The sequence below is a fragment of the Xanthomonas campestris pv. asclepiadis genome, assembly GCF_020784175.1.
GTDB lineage: Bacteria > Pseudomonadota > Gammaproteobacteria > Xanthomonadales > Xanthomonadaceae > Xanthomonas > Xanthomonas campestris_D.
The window spans coordinates 30859-47260 of the sequence record NZ_JAJGQM010000036.1 but is presented as its reverse complement, the minus strand read 5'-3'; the positions used below and the strand labels follow the sequence as shown (position 1 = coordinate 47260).

The 16402-nt window shown below is 66.4% G+C and carries 18 protein-coding genes and 1 pseudogene; 8 read left to right on the top strand and 11 right to left on the bottom strand.

Annotation, left to right across the window (positions count from 1 at the left end):
- Nucleotides 1–161 precede the first annotated feature (161 nt).
- The 5 genes from LL972_RS15560 to LL972_RS15540 all read left to right on the top strand — a co-directional run bounded on the left by LL972_RS15560 (nt 162) and on the right by LL972_RS15540 (nt 4698).
- Nucleotides 162–1358, top strand: coding sequence for a sensor histidine kinase (locus LL972_RS15560; RefSeq protein ID WP_016901692.1), 1197 nt, complete (start codon nt 162–164; stop codon nt 1356–1358).
- Nucleotides 1358–1999, top strand: a complete 642-nt coding sequence (locus LL972_RS15555; protein ID WP_016901693.1) for a response regulator — start codon at nt 1358–1360, stop codon at nt 1997–1999. The genes LL972_RS15560 and LL972_RS15555 overlap by 1 nt, the downstream gene beginning before the upstream one ends.
- A 373-nt stretch (nt 2000–2372) precedes the next feature.
- Complete coding sequence (locus LL972_RS15550; protein WP_228328356.1) at nt 2373–3554, top strand: SRPBCC family protein; 1182 nt, start codon at nt 2373–2375, stop codon at nt 3552–3554.
- Between the two features lie 95 nt (nt 3555–3649).
- A complete protein-coding gene (locus LL972_RS15545) occupies nt 3650–4021 on the top strand; it encodes a DUF423 domain-containing protein (RefSeq protein ID WP_228328355.1) in 372 nt (123 codons plus the stop codon).
- A gap of 2 nt (nt 4022–4023) precedes the next feature.
- Complete coding sequence (locus LL972_RS15540) at nt 4024–4698, top strand: DNA-3-methyladenine glycosylase family protein (protein ID WP_228328354.1); 675 nt, start codon at nt 4024–4026, stop codon at nt 4696–4698.
- Nucleotides 4699–4733: 35 nt separating this feature from the next.
- Here the strand turns inward: LL972_RS15540 and LL972_RS15535 are convergent, their stop codons facing one another.
- From LL972_RS15535 to LL972_RS15515, 5 genes are all read right to left on the bottom strand, one after another.
- Nucleotides 4734–5531, bottom strand: coding sequence for a M15 family metallopeptidase (locus tag LL972_RS15535; protein ID WP_228328353.1), 798 nt, complete (start codon nt 5529–5531; stop codon nt 4734–4736).
- Between the two features lie 15 nt (nt 5532–5546).
- Nucleotides 5547–6152 (bottom strand): PH domain-containing protein, encoded by a 606-nt coding sequence (locus LL972_RS15530; protein ID WP_228328352.1) that lies wholly within the window; start codon nt 6150–6152, stop codon nt 5547–5549.
- 186 nt (nt 6153–6338) lie between these two features.
- The gene (locus LL972_RS15525; RefSeq protein WP_228328351.1) at nt 6339–6518 is read right to left on the bottom strand and encodes an Arc family DNA binding domain-containing protein; all 180 of its coding nucleotides are present in this window, start codon (nt 6516–6518) and stop codon (nt 6339–6341) included.
- Nucleotides 6515–6799 carry a hypothetical protein gene (locus LL972_RS15520; protein ID WP_228328350.1) on the bottom strand — a complete coding sequence of 95 codons (285 nt, stop codon included), beginning with the start codon at nt 6797–6799 and terminating at the stop codon, nt 6515–6517. Before LL972_RS15520 ends, LL972_RS15525 begins: the two co-directional genes overlap by 4 nt.
- Before the next feature lie 9 nt (nt 6800–6808).
- Entirely contained in the window at nt 6809–7666 is an 858-nt protein-coding gene (locus LL972_RS15515) for an SPFH domain-containing protein (RefSeq protein ID WP_228328349.1), read from the bottom strand.
- 127 nt (nt 7667–7793) lie between these two features.
- On the opposite strand from LL972_RS15515, the gene purT reads away from it, so the two are divergent.
- Nucleotides 7794–8996, top strand: coding sequence for a formate-dependent phosphoribosylglycinamide formyltransferase (gene purT / locus LL972_RS15510; protein ID WP_228328348.1), 1203 nt, complete (start codon nt 7794–7796; stop codon nt 8994–8996).
- A 100-nt stretch (nt 8997–9096) separates the two neighbouring features.
- Here the strand turns inward: purT and LL972_RS15505 are convergent, their stop codons facing one another.
- Both LL972_RS15505 and LL972_RS15500 read right to left on the bottom strand, forming a co-directional pair.
- A complete protein-coding gene (locus tag LL972_RS15505; RefSeq protein WP_228328347.1) occupies nt 9097–10326 on the bottom strand; it encodes an endonuclease/exonuclease/phosphatase family protein in 1230 nt (409 codons plus the stop codon).
- A gap of 52 nt (nt 10327–10378) precedes the next feature.
- On the bottom strand, nt 10379–11293 hold the full coding sequence (locus tag LL972_RS15500; protein WP_228328346.1) for an arginyltransferase: 915 nt from the start codon (nt 11291–11293) through the stop codon (nt 10379–10381).
- Between the two features lie 48 nt (nt 11294–11341).
- On the opposite strand from LL972_RS15500, the pseudogene LL972_RS15495 reads away from it, so the two are divergent.
- Nucleotides 11342–11746: pseudogene (locus LL972_RS15495) on the top strand (EF-hand domain-containing protein); the annotation flags it as partial.
- A 196-nt stretch (nt 11747–11942) separates the two neighbouring features.
- Here the strand turns inward: LL972_RS15495 and LL972_RS15490 are convergent.
- The 4 genes from LL972_RS15490 to LL972_RS15475 form a co-directional block, all read right to left on the bottom strand.
- Entirely contained in the window at nt 11943–13136 is a 1194-nt protein-coding gene (locus tag LL972_RS15490) for an RNA polymerase sigma factor (RefSeq protein ID WP_228328345.1), read from the bottom strand.
- A gap of 101 nt (nt 13137–13237) precedes the next feature.
- On the bottom strand, nt 13238–13750 hold the full coding sequence (locus LL972_RS15485) for a DUF2007 domain-containing protein (RefSeq protein WP_228328344.1): 513 nt from the start codon (nt 13748–13750) through the stop codon (nt 13238–13240).
- Between the two features lie 148 nt (nt 13751–13898).
- On the bottom strand, nt 13899–14813 hold the full coding sequence (gene tesB / locus LL972_RS15480) for an acyl-CoA thioesterase II (protein ID WP_228328343.1): 915 nt from the start codon (nt 14811–14813) through the stop codon (nt 13899–13901).
- Nucleotides 14814–14884: 71 nt separating this feature from the next.
- The gene (locus tag LL972_RS15475) at nt 14885–15655 is read right to left on the bottom strand and encodes an enoyl-CoA hydratase/isomerase family protein (RefSeq protein WP_228328342.1); all 771 of its coding nucleotides are present in this window, start codon (nt 15653–15655) and stop codon (nt 14885–14887) included.
- Nucleotides 15656–15720: 65 nt separating this feature from the next.
- Here LL972_RS15475 and LL972_RS15470 point away from each other — a divergent pair, with 65 nt between their 5' ends.
- Nucleotides 15721–16149 (top strand): copper chaperone PCu(A)C, encoded by a 429-nt coding sequence (locus LL972_RS15470; RefSeq protein ID WP_228328367.1) that lies wholly within the window; start codon nt 15721–15723, stop codon nt 16147–16149.
- The last annotated feature ends 253 nt before the right edge of the window (nt 16150–16402 follow it).

The window sequence follows — 16402 nt, the reverse complement described above, 5'->3', positions numbered from 1 at the left end:
CCTGAAGCGGCGACCCGCCGTGTGCTGCCAGCCAGGCACAAGAGCCGACTGCACCATGCCGACGCTGGTAAGTCCTGCTGCCAAAGTCGGCGCGCCATGCCACGCGTATGCATGACTTCCGGCAAGAGGGCAGCCGCCCGGCGAGCGCCTAAGATGCCTGCATGTTGGGATACCTCAGTCATACGCGCGTCCTGCGCTTCGCCGGCCTGTTCACCTGGGCAATGATCGCCATGCCCTTGGTGTACACCTATTGGCCGGCCGCCGAAGAGGGCGACCACCGCAGCGTGGCCGAAGGCCTGCTGATGTCGGCATTCTTCGTCGGCTTCGGTGCCAGCTACTTCTGGCTGACCCGCGGCCTGAGCAGCGGCGGCCACGCGCATTGGTACGACCGGCTGATCCTGCTGCTGCTGACCATCTTCGCGCTGGCGGTCAGCTATCTGAGCGGGACCGGGCTGGGCAGCATCCTGATGATGGTGGCGGCCGGGGTGATCCCCTGGCTGCTGCCGCTACGCATCGGCGTGGCCTGGCTGGTGCTCAGCCAGCTGGCGGTGCTGCCGGTGTTCTATTACCTGCGCCCGGACTTCACCCTGTTCGCCGCACTGATGCAGTCGCTGCTGTACGGCGGCTTTTCGATGTTCATCTTCGTGACCAGCCTGGTCGCGCGCCAGCAGACCGATGCCCGCGAGGAACAGCGCCGGCTCAATGCCGAACTGCGCGCCACCCGCGCGCTGCTGGCCGAAAGCGCCCGCGTCAACGAGCGCACCCGCATCTCGCGCGAGCTGCACGACCTGCTCGGCCACCACCTCACCGCGCTGAGCCTGAACCTGGAAGTGGCCGGCCACATCACCGACGGCCAGGCCCAGGAGCATGTGCGCCAGGCGCATACGCTGGCCAAGCTGCTGCTCACCGATGTGCGCGAAGCGGTCAGCCACCTGCGCGACAGCGGCGCGATCGACCTGGAAGCGGCCCTGCGCCCGTTGGTGACCCAGGTGCCGTCGCTGGACATCCATCTGGACATCGCCCAGCCGCTGACCCTGGACGACCCCGAGCGCGCCCACGTACTGCTGCGCTGTACCCAGGAAATCATCACCAATGCGGTGCGCCATGCCGGTGCGCGCAACCTGTGGATCCAGGTGCGGCGCGACGCCGACACCGTGTTGATCGACGCGCGCGACGATGGTCACGGCGCCGACACGGTGGCGCCCGGCAACGGGCTGCGCGGCATGCGCGAGCGGCTGAACCAGTATGGTGGCCAGCTCGAGATTCAAACCCGGCGGGGTGACGGCTTCGGCCTGCGCATCTCCGTTCCAGGCGCGCCGGCACTGATGCCTGCGGCCGTGACTCAAGGAGTGTTCTGATGATCCGTGTGTGCCTGGTCGACGACCAAACCCTGGTACGCCAGGGCATCCGCTCGCTGCTGGCGCTGGATAACGGCATCGAGGTGGTGGCCGAGGCCTCGGACGGCAAGCAGGCGGTCGAGCAGATCCCGCAGGTCCAGCCCGACGTGGTGCTGATGGACATGCGCATGCCGGTGATGTCCGGCCTGGAGGCGCTGCAGATGCTCTCGCGCAACGGCACGCTGCCGCCGACCATCATCCTGACCACCTTCGACGACGACCAGCTGGTGCTGGCCGGGCTCAAGGCCGGCGCCAAGGGCTACCTGCTCAAGGACGTTTCGCTGGAACAGTTGGTCGGCGCGATCCGCACCGTGGCCGACGGCGGCTCGCTGGTGCAGCCGGCGGTGACCCAGCGCCTGCTGTCGGGCCTGGAGCACATGCGCAACGAGTTCGTCAGCCTGGACCGGCCCGATCCGCTGACCGACCGCGAGACCGAGATCCTGCGGCTGATGGCCAGCGGCTTCTCCAACAAGGAGATCGCCAACTCGCTGGGCGTGGCCGAGGGCACCATCAAGAATCACGTCTCCAACATCCTGTCCAAGCTCGGCGTGCGCGACCGTACCCGTGCGGTGCTGAAGGCCTTCGAGCTGCAATTGGTCTGATCGGCAGCGCAGGTGGTGCAGCTGCCGGCGCGCGGCGCTGCGCGCGCTTCGCCGCGCGTGTGGCAACGCGCGTGGCGGGGTGGTCTGGTCGTTTCCAGGCCGATCATGCGTGCTGCCGGAGGAACGAAAACCGCGCTGGCGGCAATCGCATCACACACAGGCATCGCGCGATGTGCATGATAGCTGCGCGCAATCTGCCCAAACCCTTGTGCAGGTTGAGGTTGCGCAGTCATGGGCTGCGCAGTTGCGCGGTGGATGACACCGCAAGACCGCGCTACCCGTCGCACAACTGAACATCTTTCTCGAAGCCTGCTAGGATGGCGGCTTCGCTTCACTCAACCCGGCCGTGGGATCGGCCCCGGAGACCTCCTGAATGACCCGTATTATCGAGTTCCTGATCGCCTTGGGGATCGTGGCTGGCTTGTTTGTCGTGGTGGGCTTGGTGTTGCCCTCGGAGCGGCAGATGTCCGAGAGTGTTGAGACCAACCGCAGGATGACGATTGTTTACGACACCGTGAACAGCTTCCGTCGTTTCAAGGATTGGAACCCGCTTGTGCTGCGTGACCCGAAGATCCAGCTGAAGCTGGTCGGCCCGACCGAGGGCAAGGGTGCACGCGTCGAATACAGCTCCACCGAAGGCTATATCGGCGACGGCAGCTGGGAGATCGCCAACAGCGTCAAGAACGAGCGTGTTGAGATTTCGATCGACGATCCCACCAAGGGCTACGACAAAGTCACCAACTTCACCCTTGCGCCGACCGGCAAGAACAACAAGAACGTCAAGATCACCCAGGACTACAGCGTCAAGTACGGCTGGAACCTGTTCGGTCGTTATGCCGGTCTATATGTCAGCCGCCACGTGGGCGACGACCTGAAGCTGGGTCTGTCGCGTCTGACGACCGCACTGGCCACCGTGCCGAATTTCGACTACCGTGCCCAGCTCGACGGCAAGCCGGTGTTGAGCGATCTCAAGCTCGTCGATGTGCCGGCCGAGGACCTGTTGGTCGTCACCGCGGGCAACATCGATCGTGACAACGAGACGATCAAGAAGTCGATCAAGGACAACCAGGAGTGGATCAAGCGCGTGATGGACGCCAATGGCCTCGAGGCTGCTGGTCCGGTCCGCATCGTGACCACCGACTTTGCCAGCGACAAGTACGCTTTCGACGTGGTGCAGCCGGTCCGCAAGCGTGCCGGTGGCGCGCCGAAGACCGACCCCAAGGCCGACACCGCCAAGGCCGATGCCAAGAAGGACGACGCTGCGGCTGCCGCACCTGTGGATGCAACGCCGGTTGCTGCCACGGGCGAGGAGTTGAAGGTCAACATCCCGTCGGAAGCACCGGTCAAGTACGAGCGCACCAAGGCACACCGTTCCGCGTTTGCGACCTATGCAGGCCACATGGCCGGCCTGGATGCAGTGCGTAGCTCCCTGCGTGCCTGGGCTGCCACCAACGGCAACGACGTGACCGAGCGTCCGTACGAGTCGTGGAAGGGCGGCGTGGACAAGTCGTTTACGCAGGACGGTACCTACGACGTCTACTGGGCCATCAAGTAATCGTCTCACCGCGATGATCTGATCCAGACGAAAACGCGCCGCAGTCCTGCGGCGCGTTTTTTTTTGCGCTACGGCGCTGCAATGGAATCGCCTTTATGTCCCTGCTCGAACGTCGCAAGAAACATCCTTCGCTGCTGGCGTTTTGCGGCGCCTTGCTGGCTGCCATCGCGGTGGGCCTGTCGGCCTATGCCTCGCACGGGGTAGCCGATGCGCTGGTGCAATCGCGGCTGCAACTGGCAGCGCTGTACGCCTTCGGCCATGGCGCCGTGCTGACGGTACTCGGCGCCACCGAGACGCGCGCGCTTGGCCGGGTCGGCCTGTATCTGCTGTTGCTCGGCACGCTGCTGTTTGCCGGCAGTCTGGTGGGTGGTGCGTTGTTGCACTGGCCGACCAGCCTGGCGCCGATCGGCGGGGTCAGCCTGATGCTGGGCTGGGTGGTGCTGGCGATCGGCGCGTTGAGGCGCTGAGCATGTCGCGCCACGCCCGCGGATTTGATGTGGAGGCCGCATTCGCGTACCTGACCCGGCGCGATCGCGCGCTGGGTGCATGGATGAAGCGCATCGGCCCGATTGCCGCGCAGCCGGGTTGGCGCAAGCCGTTCGATCCGGTGGATGCGTTGGCGCGCGCGATCCTGTTCCAGCAACTCAGCGGCAAGGCCGCATCGACGATCGTGGCGCGCGTGGAAGTGGCCATCGGTGCGTCGCGCCTGCATGCAGATACGCTCGGGCGCATCGACGATGCAGCACTGCGTGCGTGCGGTGTCTCCGGCAACAAGTCACTGGCCTTGCGCGATCTGGCGCGCCGTGAGCGCGATGGCGAGATTCCGTCCCTGCGCAAGCTCGCCTTCATGGACGAAGAAGCGATTGTCCAGGCACTGATACCGGTGCGTGGCATCGGCCGTTGGACGGTGGAAATGATGCTGATGTTCCGCCTGGGCCGTCCGGATCTGCTGCCCGTCGACGACCTTGGCGTGCGCAAGGGCGCCCAGCGCGTGGACAGGCAGGAGCAGATGCCGACCCCGAAGGAACTGGCCATCCGCGGCGAACGCTGGGGCCCGTACCGCAGCTATGCCGCGTTCTATCTGTGGAAGATCGCCGACTTCAGCGTGGCCGCCAAGGTGCCGACACCGCGTTCGCAGGAGTGATCGCGCACGGGACCTGTGCGCGACCGTCGCATGCATCAGCCTGCATGCCAGCGCCAATGCCACGGCTCGTAGACGATGCCGTGCAAGTTATTGCGTGGGTAGCTCAAACGATAGCCAAAACGCGGTGCGTGGCTGCTCAGCCAGGCAAAGGCAGCCGTGGCCTCAAACGATTCTTCTGCCGGCGGTTCACCCGGGGTGCCGATATCCAGTGCGTCGCCACTGTGGTGTTCGCTGAAACCGGGGGCGGCATTGACTGCCAGGATCTGTTCAAGTGTGAGCCCGCGCCCGAACTTGCGCTCGAAGATGCCCAGTTGATAATCGTGGCTGCGGTAGCCGGAGATGGCATCCAGCACGATGTCCGCGTGCAATGCGGCGGCGCGCATGAAGCGCCACGCACGCGCGGCGCCGGCGCTGAGCCATAGCGGCCGATCGAAGCGATCGTGCCCGGCAAAGTGCAAGGTCGCCGGCTCGGCGGTCAGCTGCAGGTCGGTTCGTTGCACATAGTCGTCTGCGTCCAGCCCGAGTTGGGTCAGGCGGTTTTGTAAGCCGTCGATGGCCAGCACTGCGCCCCGTGCCTGTCGTGCGCGCGCAGCGGTGGCTTGCAGCCGGTCCAACGCGTCGTCCAGACCCGGCTCGCGTGCCAGCCGCGGGATCAACGGCATCACGCCCTGCGGCAGATGCGCGGCCAGATAGCGTCCGTCACGCTTGCGCCGCAGCACCCAATCGGCCTGTGCCAGCACGCGCGCATCCGCGTTGCTGCGCGCGCGCAGCAGGTTTGCCGGCCACAGTTCGATGGCAGTGGTATTGAGCAGCAGGGTCTGGGGCGGGCGCATCGCAACAGGGTAGGGCTAAGCGTGGCGTACGGCCAGCTGGCGCAAATCCTCGAGCAACTGGTGTGGCTGCTCAAGACTGAGGACCACCAGGCCGTTGTCGCGCAACGGCAGAATCAGCACCCGCCTTGACTGGGTCAGCAGATAAAAGCCTCTGGCTGCGGATTTGCTGCGGTAATGCCCTGATTTGAATCCCGGATAACCAAAGCCGAGCAACTGCAGGCCCGGTTTGAACGCCGTGTGTTCGGCCAGGTCGACAATGCGTGCGCTGTCCAGGCGGAGCGCGCGTAGTGGCACACGCTTGGTAAAGAAGGTCGAGCGGACGATCAGGCGGTTGTCGTCCAGCTGGACGCTGCGTCGCGCGTGCGCAACCGTGCACGCCACCGCCACTGTCAGCAGGATGCCCAAATGCCCCATCAGCGTACCGGGTCCGTCATGACTGCTTGCATGCGCGGTGGCGATGAGGCCAGCAGCGATCGACAGTGGTAGCCACAGCCAGATTGCCAGGCTCCAGCGCGTCACCGGAGCCGCGGCATAGTCGCGTCGGTGCGGCTGCGGGTGTTGCCCGGGACGCGCTTTGGGCGCTGTGGCGCTGCTTTGGTGTGAGCCGGATCGCTTCGCCATCTCAGAGCTTCTTCTTCAACGCCAGCGACATTAGCGACGTCGTGCTCGGGGTCCGGCGCCTGGTGAGCTCGGTCAGTTTCCCACCAGAGCGATTTCGCGCGATCGATGGGTCCCGACTGTCATCACGCCTGATGTTATCGGCGAGTGTGTGTGTCGGCGCGAGAAGCGGAGAATCCAGCTGCGTGTTCATGTCGGCGATTCCTTGTCATCACGCGGTTTTGGCAGGCGCCCGGCCTTGCGCAGGGCATCGCGCAGCAGGTATTCGATCTGCGCGTTGAGGCTGCGCAGTTCGTCGTCGGCCCAGCGCTGCGCGGCGGCCAGTACGTCGGCGTTGATACGCAGCGGATAGGCCTTCTTCTCGCTCATTCGCGCTCCCCGCGGCCGCCGTGGCGGCGCAGGTGCATGACCATCGAGACGATCAACACGTTCACGCCGACCAGCATGCCGATCACCACTGCGTAGACGCCGGCGCGGTTGTCGCCGGCCCAGTACAGGCAGGCGGCGCCGACCAGGATGACCAGGCTGATCAAGGCCCAGCGCAGCCCCAGGCCGCGCGCACGCTCGTCGTCGTCCGCCCCGATGGAGGCGGCGATTGCCAATGCAGGCAAGCCGGACAGCGCGACAACTAACGGCACCATGACGTTCATTGCATCACCTCAATACAGCGAGCCGGCGTTGACCACCGGTTGGGTCCCGCGATCAGAACACAGCACGGTGAGCAGGTTGCTGACCATGTGCGCCTTGCGTTCTTCGTCCAGCTGTACCACGCCGTTTTTCTGCAGCTCGGACAAGGCCATCTCCACCATGCCCACCGCACCGGCGACGATGCGCGTGCGTGCGGCGATCACCGCATTGGCCTGCTGACGCTGCAACATCGCCTGGGCGATTTCCGGCGCGTAGGCGAGGTGGCTGATGCGCGCTTCGATCACGTCCACGCCGGCCTGGGTGAGGCGTTCGTCCAGATGGCGCTTGAGCTGCTCGCTGATTTCGGCCGGATGGCTGCGCAGCGAGATCTGATCGTCTTCGTGCTGGTCGTAGGGGTAGCTGGTGGCCATCGCGCGCAGCGCCGCTTCGGACTGGATATGCACGAAGCTCTCGTAGTCGTCGACGTTGTAGACCGCCTCGGAGGCATCCAGCACTTGCCACACGATCACCGCGGCGATCTCGATCGGGCTGCCGTCCAGTTCGTTGACCTTGAGCCGGCCGCTTTCGAAGTTGCGTACGCGCTGGCTGACCCTGCGCTTGGCGTAGAAGGGGCTGTTCCAGCGCAGGCCCGCATCCTTGACCGTGCCGACGTACTTGCCGAACAGGCTCAACACCGCCGCCTGGTTCGGTTCCAGGGTGTACAGGCCGGCCAGGAAGAAGATGCCAGCCACCCCGACCACACCGGTGATGATCAGTGCTGCAGGCTTGGCGTCGCCGGTGAGCAGCATCCAGACAGCGGCGGCGAATGCCGCAGCCGCGACGAGAACGACGGGGATGCCCGGCAGTGAGCTGATTGGCTTCTCTTTCATGAGGGCGGTGTCCTTGGGAAGTGCAAAAAAGATATCAAAGTGATATCAGTCGATGCAAGGCCTTCGGTCGTCGGTCGTGATGGCGGCCCGTTAGAATGGCGGCCCCCTTCCGATCTGGACCGCGCTCATGACTACTCTCGGCACGCCGTTGTCGCCTTCCGCCACCCGCGTGTTGTTGCTGGGCTCGGGCGAGCTGGGCAAGGAAGTGGCGATCGAATTGCAGCGCTTCGGTGTGGAAGTGATTGCCGCCGATCGCTACGCCAACGCGCCGGCGATGCAGGTCGCGCACCGTTCGCATGTGCTGGACATGCTCGATCCGCAGGCGCTGCGCGCACTGATCGCGCAGGAGCAACCGCACCTGATCGTGGCGGAGATCGAGGCGATCCATACCGAAACGCTGGTCGCGCTGGAACGCGAGCAGGGCCAGCGGGTCATCCCGACCGCGCGCGCCGCACGGCTGACCATGGACCGCGAAGGCATCCGCCGCCTGGCAGCCGAAACGCTGGGCCTGCCGACTTCGCCCTATCGCTTCGTCGACACGGCCGCCGAATATCGCGAGGCGATCGCCGCGGTCGGCCTGCCGTGCGTGGTCAAGCCGGTGATGTCGTCCTCCGGCAAGGGCCAGAGCACCGTGCGCAGCGAAGCGGACATCGATGCGGCCTGGGAGTACGCGCAGACCGGCGGACGTGCCGGTGCCGGCCGCTGCATCGTCGAGGGCTTCATCGACTTCGATTACGAGATCACTCTGTTGACTGTGCGGCATGCCGGCGGCACGGCGTTCTGCGACCCGATCGGGCATTGGCAGAAAGACGGCGACTACCGCGAAAGCTGGCAGCCGCAGCCGATGTCAGCGGCCGCCTTGCAACGCTCGCAGCAGATCGCGCAAGCCATCACCGACGACCTGGGCGGCCTGGGTTTGTTCGGTGTGGAGTTGTTCGTCAAGGGCGACGAGGTCTGGTTCAGCGAAGTCTCGCCGCGCCCGCACGACACCGGCCTGGTCACGCTGGTGTCGCAGGACCTGAGCGAATTCGCACTGCATGCCCGCGCGATTCTCGGCCTGCCGGTCGGTGCGCAGAACGGTGGCGTGATTCGTCAGAGTGGCCCGTCGGCCTCGTGCGCGCTGCTCGCGCATGGCCATGGCGTCCCGGTGTTCGATAACGTCGCGCAGGCCTTGCGCAACCCGGACACCGCACTGCGTCTGTTCGGCAAACCGCGCGTGGACGGCCACCGCCGCGTCGGCGTCACCCTGGCGCGCGCGGACAGCATCGACGCCGCGCGCGAGAAGGCGCGTGTCGCCGCCGAGGCCTTGCAGATCCAACTGGACGCCTGAGTGCCGTGATCGGCATGGCGCGATTGCGACGACCAGCCGCACTCGCGCCACGCCACAAGCAACAGCCCGACGCTTCGAATCCCCAATCCCGAATCCCGAATCACGGCTCCTCAGCCACATCCACCCACACCGCATGATGATCGCTGCCATCGGCGATCGCCGCTTCCGGCGTTGTGCTGGCGGGCCAGAATATGCCACTGCCGATCAAGCTGAACTGGCGCGAAGGTAGCACGTAGTCCAGGCGCATCGTGCCCGCCTGCGGCCCGAAGTCGCCGGTGACCTGGTCCGCATCGCCCTTGTGCGCGATGCCCTGCGCTGCGTACTCGGCGGTCTTTTCCGGGCCGCCCGCACTGTGCGGCGCGGGGTACTGCAGCACCCGCGGGTGCGTGACCAACGCGCGGATCGCATCGTGCCGGCCGGCGCCATCGACCGGGTCGTTATTGAGGTCGCCGAGAATGACGAAGCGCGCATCGGCGGGCAGCCCGCCGCAGCGACCCTGATCGTCGCACAGCCAGCTGGCGTCCGTGGGATTGTCCAGATACTCGCGCCATAGCCGCAGTTCGTCGTGGTTGCGTGCGACGTTGCGCTTTTCGGCGCCATCGAACACCGGCGGGGTGGGATGCGACACCAGCGCGTGCACCACACCGAGCGGCGTGCGCACCGGCACGTCCCAATGCGATTTGGACGACAGCCGCAGCTGCGCCCAGACCGCATCGCGATAGAACGATTGTTTGCTGGACGGATCGGTCGGGCGCAGCGCGCCCGGCAGCGTGCTCCATTTCAACAACTGGAAACTGCGCACCGCCTGCGCATCGACCGGGTAGCGCGACAGCACCAGCATGCCGTACTGGCCGGGATGCAATCCGTAGCCCCAGGCATCGTTGCCACGGGTGCGGCCGTCGCCACCGATGCTGCCGTTGTTGTCCAGATCCAGGCCGCTCGGCACGCCGGTGTTGACCGGGGCCAGATAGCGGTACGGATAGCGCAACGCCTCGCCGCCGCCCGGCTGGGCGACCTGCAGATAGCGCTGCTGGAACAGGTCGGCGGCGCGGTGCTCGGGGTCGAAGTCGAACTCGTTGAGCAGCACCAGATCCGGGCGTACCCGCTGCAGCACTGCGGCGATCTTGCGCGCATGCGCGCTGTCGCCCTGCAGTTCGCGCACCAGGCCGCCGGGCTGGTCGGAATACAGCGAGGTGTTGTAGGTGGCGATGCGCAGCCTGACTGGTGTGGAAACGGCAGTCGCCTTGGCGCCCGTTTCCGTGGAGGTCGCGTGCTGTGCGCAAGCGGCGCAGAGCGCGGTCAGCGCAAGCAGTAAAAGAGGTTTGATCATCGCGACATTCTCGCATGTGCAAGACGACAGGCCGATGTCGTCCTGGCGTGGTTCAAGGTTCCGGTGCGGGGGCGGGGAGCCCACGCCATTGGCGGCCGTCGTAGGCCTCCAGCGCGCTGAAGCGGCGCTTGTAGTTCATCTTGGCATGGCCGTCGATCCAGTAGCCCAGATACACATGCGCGCGGCGCTCGCGTTGCGCCCACTGGATCTGCTGCAGGATCGCGAATGTGCCCAGACTGCGCGCAGTGGCATCCGCTGCGTAGAACGTATACACCGCTGACAACGCATGCTCGGTGACATCGGTGACCGCAACGGCGAGCAGTCGCCCCGGCGCGTGCGCCACTGCGGGTTCGCGAATTTCCAGAAAGCGTCCATGCGACCAGCCGCCGATCAAGAACTGGTCGAATTCGGTGGCGCCATGTTCGTCCATGCCGCCGCCGGGGTGGCGGTGCTTGAGGTATTGGCGATACAACGCGAGTTGTTCGTCGGTGCGTTCGGCCGCAACCACGCGTACCACCAGGTCCGTGTTGCGCGCTAGGCAGCGGCGCTGGCTGCGATCGGGGCGGAACGCGTCCACCGCGATGCGCACCGGCACGCAGGCGCGGCAATGTTCGCAATGCGGCCGGTAGACCAGATCGCCGGAGCGACGGAATCCCCATGCCAATGCCTGCGGATAGATCGCGCCCAGCCGCGGATCGTGCGGATCCAGCACCAGGTCGCGCGCGCGACGGTCGGACCAATAGCCACAGGCATGCTCGCCGGTCTGGAACAGGCGCAGGTCGTCATGAGTGTCGGCGTGGATGGCCATGGCATCAGGATAGCGCCTGCGCGTCGCAACAGCGGCGACTGTCCGCCGGATGAATACGCCTGGTCGCCGCGTCAACGCGCGCGCCGATGGCTCGTTGATGTGGGTGTTGGTGGCAGCGCACGGTGGATCCGGATGCGCCACCCACGCGATGCGGCCCATGCAGGTGCCGCGTGTGGTTCCCACATCCCAGGAGTTTCTCATGACGTCTCGCAAAAGGACGGCAAGCTGTCGCGCGATGAGCGCCCGCATCATCGCGGCCCGGGGCGTGGTGGACGTGGTGAATGGATGAGCAAGCTCGATACCAACAAGGACGGCCGCATCAGCCGCGAAGAAGCCAAGGCCGAGCCCAAGTTCGCTGCGCGTTTCGATGAGATGGACGTCAACAAGGACGGCTTTGTCGATCGCGCCGACCGTGAAGTGCGCATGCAGCAGCATCGTGATGCGTGGTTTGCCAAGGCCGACACCGACAAGGACGGCAAGCTGAGCAAGGCCGAGTTCGATGCCGCATCCAAGCAGCGTGGCGAGCATGGCCCGCGTGGTCCGGGCGAGCATGGCGAGCATGGCGAGCACGGCAAGCGTCCGATGCCGGCCAAGCCTGCTGCGGGCAACTGAGTTCATCCCGTCGCGGCAGCGTTATCCGGTCGCAGTGCTGCGACCGGGGGCAGTCCCCGCGTCATCTGCAGCATGTAAACAGCACTACGCAACAAGGCGCCGATCGACCGACGGCCTCCTGCGCAAGCAGGGGGCCGTTTTTTGTTGATTGGACATGTTCGCCATTGGTGCCTGCGGCGGCGACGTCACGCCGGGATCAGAGCATCCCCAGCTTCATGTAGTGCCGCAGGATGGGCAGCATGACTGCCGCCGTGCTCACCAGCATCGCGCCCGGGCTGAACATGCAGCGATACAGCAGCGGTGCCTGCGTGCTGCCGCGTCGTTGCGCATCGCGTTCCAGCATGGGGCGCATGACGCGGGGCAGCACCCGGATGGATTGATAGTTGAGCACCGCCATGCCTGCGCAGAGCATCAGCAACGACGCCCACGCACCCGCATCCAGATGTTTCAACAGCAGCGTGCCGCCCACCACCAGCACCGATGTCAGCGTGGTGGCGTGCAGGAAACGACGAATCGCGGCGGCCTCGGCGGCGGTCTGCGCAAAGCGCAGCAGATACCAGCACGACCAGTACGTGCCGACTCCAGCAACCAGCACGGCGCCAGCGGCGAACAGCGCCGGCATGCCGAGCCAGAGGCTCAGCGCACCGGCAGCGCCGCCCCCACCCAGTGCCGAGCCGGTCAGCCCGCTCACGCCTAACTTGCCCGCGCCACCCATGCCCGTCAGCACGATAGCCGCGCTCGCCGTCCCGGGCGCGGCCAGCAGGGTCGCCGAGGTCACCGCAGTGGCAAAGGCCACACTGGGCGCGCTGCCACGCGCGAACTCGCCGAACCGGCGCAACAGCTCGCCGCGCACGCTGGCCCGCGCCCGCGACAGGCGCTTGCGCACGGCCGCGTCGCTGAGGCCGAGCAGTGCGGCGACCTGCCGTGAACTCTGGCCTTCGCGGTAGTACAGCAGCAGCGTCTCGCGGCTTTCCTCGGGCAATGCCGAAATGATGTCGAGCGCGGCGATCTCTTCTTCCACCTGCAGCAGATGGTCGGCGGGCGAGGGGGCCGGGTCGGCGGCCATGGCGATCGCAAGCTCGGCCGCTTCACCGCTGAGTGCACGATGCCGGTTGGCGCGCAGCCAGTCGCGCGCCAGGTTGCGGGTGATCTGCCGCAGCCAGGGCAGGAAACTGGCTGGCTGATGCAATTGTGCCAGTCGCTGCCAGGCGCGCAGGAAGGCTTCCTGGGCGATGTCTTCGCTGGCGGCGATATCGCGGGTGATCGCCAGCGCGATGGCGGTCACCGTGTTCTGGCAGGCGCGCACGATGCGGCCATACGCCTGCTGGCAGCCGGCGGCAGCGACCGGCAATTCGTGTTGCAGCATCAGATCCAGCGTGTCGGTATGCATCGGCGCAATCCATGTCCTGGTTCCAGCATGACGCATGCGAGCGCCGGATGTGACCGGAGGGATGGTGGTGACGCGCCGACCGCAGCGGCTGGTGGCCGCGCTCAGCGCGCCGGCTGGATTCGCACGCGCACTTCTTCGTCCTCTGCGGCTGGTGGTACCGTGGTGGTGGCAGGCGCCTGCTGCGCTGCCGGCTGTGCCACCGGCCTGACCGCATCGGGGGCATTGCGATGGCGCAGCACCACGAACATGGCCACCGCGCCGATCACCAGCAGCAGTACCAGCCGGATGCGCCAGGCCCAACTGCGCGCGTTGGTGCTGGAGCCGTTTTCGCCGTCGCGGAAGGTGTATTCCACATTCGGCAGATCGCGGCGGGTGGTGTCGAGCAGGCGTGCGTCGCGCAGCAGATCGCGTGCGCGCGGCTGGTCGTCGGCGTGCACGATCCACACCGTGGGGTAGGCCTGCGCGTTGCCCTGTTCGAGGTAGCTGAACTGGCCGCTGCGTTTGCTCTCGTAGGAGCGGCCGTTGCTCATGCGCACGTCGATGCCGGCGTTGCGCAGGAGATCGGCCACGCCTTCGGCGGTTTCGATACGTTGACTGCTGAAGATCTTGCGCATGCTTAAGGGGTGCCGGCGATTGCCGAACAGGGCGCATGGCGAGGGCGCGTGTCCGAGCTGAAGAAAAGGAAAGCCAGGGGCATCGATCCGCGCCGCAAGGTGGACGCGGCAACCGGCATGCCGATGCACGGCCAACGCAGTGGAGACATCAACATGGCACGTCGTTTGCCGGTACGGCGATCGTACTGCCGTCGGGCACCACGCGGATCAGGCCTTCCTGCGTGGTACTGGCGACCAGCACGCCATCGCGGGTGAAGAACTGCCCGCGCGCCAGGCCACGCGAGCCCTGTGCGGTGGGGCTGTCGAGCGAATACAGCAGCCAGTCGTCGGTGCGGAACGGGCGGTGGAACCACAGCGCGTGATCGAGCGAGGCCATCTGCACATTCGGCGTGTAATAGCTGATGCCATGCGGAAACGTGGACGTACCCAGCAGCTGAAAATCCGAGGCATACGCCAGCAAGGCCTGGTGCAGGCCGACGTCGTCGCCGACCGGGTCGCTCAGGCGCAGCCACATCTGCTGAAACGGCGGACGCTTGGGCGGCTTGAGTTCGTCGCGCGGAAACACATGGCGAAACTCGAACGGGCCGCCACGCGACAGCCAGCGCTGCACCTTGGCAGGCAGTTTCTCCAGCACCTCCGCTGCCAGCGGCGGAGTGGGTTCGATGTCTTCGGGCGGCGGCACCACCGGCATCGCGGACTGGTGTTCGGCGCCGTCTTCGCGCTGCTGGAACGAGGCCGCGCAGAAGAAGATCACCTTGCCATGCTGGATCGCAGTGACCCGGCGCACCGAAAAACTGCCGCCATCGCGGGTGCGGTCGACGTCGTAGACGATCGGGTGGTCGATATTGCCGGCGCGCAGGAAATAGGCATGCAGGGAGTGCGCCTGGCGGCCGTTGTCTACGGTGGCCTGCGCGGCGGCCAGCGCCTGGCCCAGCACCTGCCCGCCGAACACGTACTTGGTGCCGATATCGCGGCTCTGGCCGCGAAACAGGTTGTCTTCCAGGCGCTCCAGCGACAGCAGGCTGATCAGTTCGGAGACGACGGGTTCGGCAGTGGCGGACAAGGGCTGGCCTGGGCGTGCGACGGACCGCGATTATAGCGGGCCGCCCCGTGCGCGCCGTGCCGGGAGTGGCTTCAGGCTTTCTGCAGCCGTGCGACCAGGCCATGCAGGGCGGCCTGCGCATCCGCTGCGTACCAACCATCGATGAAGCGCTCCAGCTGGATCAGCTCGGGCGCCAGCGCCGCGCGCAGATCGGCGCGCGCAATTGCGCGCGTGGTCAGCATCGGCTGGCGCGGCAGCTGCTGCAGCTCCTGCAGCCAGGCCACCGCGCGGGCGGTGACCAGGTCGCCATCGACCAGTTCGTCGACCAGGCCGACCGTGACCGCCTGTTCGGCCGGCAGCAACTGGCCGGAGATCAGCAGGCGCTCGGCGCGGTGTGCACCGACCACGCGGCGCAACAGGCGCTGGATGCCTTCCGGCGCGGCCAGGCCCACCTGCACCTCGTTCAAGCCGATCGCATAGGGCTTGGCGGTATCGGCGCTGCGCGCCATCACCCGGTAATCGCAGCACAGTGCCAGCACGCAGCCGCCGGCCGGCGCATGCCCGCCGATGGCCGCCACCACCGGCACGCGGCTGTTGGCCAGCGCCTGCGCGGCCTTGAAGAATGCCGTCCAGCTGGCCAGCAACGCGGCGCGGTCGGTGCCGTGCGACAGCAGGTGCGGCACGTCCATGCCACCGGAAAAGATCCGCTCGCTGCCCGACAGCACGATGCCATCGGTCTCCTCGCCGGCCTGCTGCACCGCAATGCTCAACGCCTGGCACAACGCGCTGTCCAGCGCATTCACCGGCGGGCGCGCCAGACGGATTTCGCGAAGACGGCCATGGTCTAAGATCTGGATGCTCATTCGGGGCTCCTGGAGGTTGGGTCATGATAGACGGCAGTCGAAGCAGGCGGCGCATGCAGGGAGGCGTGCTGCTGGGTGCGTTGGTGATGCTGGCAAGTGCAGGCGCTGGCGCGCAGTGCCTGCCCGAGTTCAAGGACGGCTGGATCCGCATTCCGCCGCCTGGTGGCATGGGCATGGCTGCGGGATTCGGGCAGTTCCACAACGGCTGTGCGCAGCCGTCGAAGGTCACCGCGGCCAAGAGCAGTGCGTTTGCCGATGTGTCCATCCACGAGACCACGCAGACCAACGGTGTCAGCCGCATGCGCGCGGTGCCGGAGCTGGCGTTGCCGGCCGGCAGGTCGGTGCCGCTTGCGCCGGGCGGTCTGCATCTGATGCTGATGGAAGCGCGTGCGCCGCTGCAGGAAGGCGCGCAGGTGCCGGTGACCTTCACCCTGCAGGATGGCCGCCAGATCAAGACCACGCTGCAGGCGCGCAAGCGCGCGCCGGGGGCGTAACCGCGCGCAGGGCGTGGCTGAGCGAGGCTGTAGCCTCGCAGGCTGCAGTCCTTGCAGAGCCCACTGCGCGATGTAGCCGATTAAACGCGATGCGTGGTGGCGAGCAGGCTGTCACTTCATTGTGTCGGTCCGTTCCCGATCACGCGGCCTGTCGGTGATATCGCGCAGCGGCATGACAGGATCGCTGCAAACAAAAACGGCGGCTCCCGGAAGAGCCGCCGTCGTCTTATGGCGCTGGAGATCCAGCGCACAA

Bases quoted from the DNA above. Each gene is read 5' to 3' on its own strand.
- LL972_RS15485 (WP_228328344.1), bottom strand. From the start codon at position 13,750: ATGCGCAAGATCTTCAGCAGTCAACGTATCGAAACCGCCGAAGGCGTG.
- LL972_RS15500 (WP_228328346.1), bottom strand. From the start codon at position 11,293: ATGGGCCGCATCGCGTGGGTGGCGCATCCGGATCCACCGTGCGCTGCC.
- LL972_RS15490 (WP_228328345.1), bottom strand. From the start codon at position 13,136: ATGCATACCGACACGCTGGATCTGATGCTGCAACACGAATTGCCGGTC.
- LL972_RS15555 (WP_016901693.1), top strand. From the start codon at position 1,358: ATGATCCGTGTGTGCCTGGTCGACGACCAAACCCTGGTACGCCAGGGC.
- purT (WP_228328348.1), top strand. From the start codon at position 7,794: ATGACTACTCTCGGCACGCCGTTGTCGCCTTCCGCCACCCGCGTGTTG.
- LL972_RS15475 (WP_228328342.1), bottom strand. From the start codon at position 15,655: ATGAGCATCCAGATCTTAGACCATGGCCGTCTTCGCGAAATCCGTCTG.
- LL972_RS15530 (WP_228328352.1), bottom strand. From the start codon at position 6,152: ATGGCGAAGCGATCCGGCTCACACCAAAGCAGCGCCACAGCGCCCAAA.
- LL972_RS15505 (WP_228328347.1), bottom strand. From the start codon at position 10,326: ATGATCAAACCTCTTTTACTGCTTGCGCTGACCGCGCTCTGCGCCGCT.
- LL972_RS15550 (WP_228328356.1), top strand. From the start codon at position 2,373: ATGACCCGTATTATCGAGTTCCTGATCGCCTTGGGGATCGTGGCTGGC.
- LL972_RS15535 (WP_228328353.1), bottom strand. From the start codon at position 5,531: ATGCGCCCGCCCCAGACCCTGCTGCTCAATACCACTGCCATCGAACTG.
- LL972_RS15525 (WP_228328351.1), bottom strand. From the start codon at position 6,518: ATGAGCGAGAAGAAGGCCTATCCGCTGCGTATCAACGCCGACGTACTG.
- LL972_RS15540 (WP_228328354.1), top strand. From the start codon at position 4,024: ATGTCGCGCCACGCCCGCGGATTTGATGTGGAGGCCGCATTCGCGTAC.
- LL972_RS15515 (WP_228328349.1), bottom strand. From the start codon at position 7,666: ATGAAAGAGAAGCCAATCAGCTCACTGCCGGGCATCCCCGTCGTTCTC.
- LL972_RS15520 (WP_228328350.1), bottom strand. From the start codon at position 6,799: ATGAACGTCATGGTGCCGTTAGTTGTCGCGCTGTCCGGCTTGCCTGCA.
- LL972_RS15560 (WP_016901692.1), top strand. From the start codon at position 162: ATGTTGGGATACCTCAGTCATACGCGCGTCCTGCGCTTCGCCGGCCTG.
- LL972_RS15545 (WP_228328355.1), top strand. From the start codon at position 3,650: ATGTCCCTGCTCGAACGTCGCAAGAAACATCCTTCGCTGCTGGCGTTT.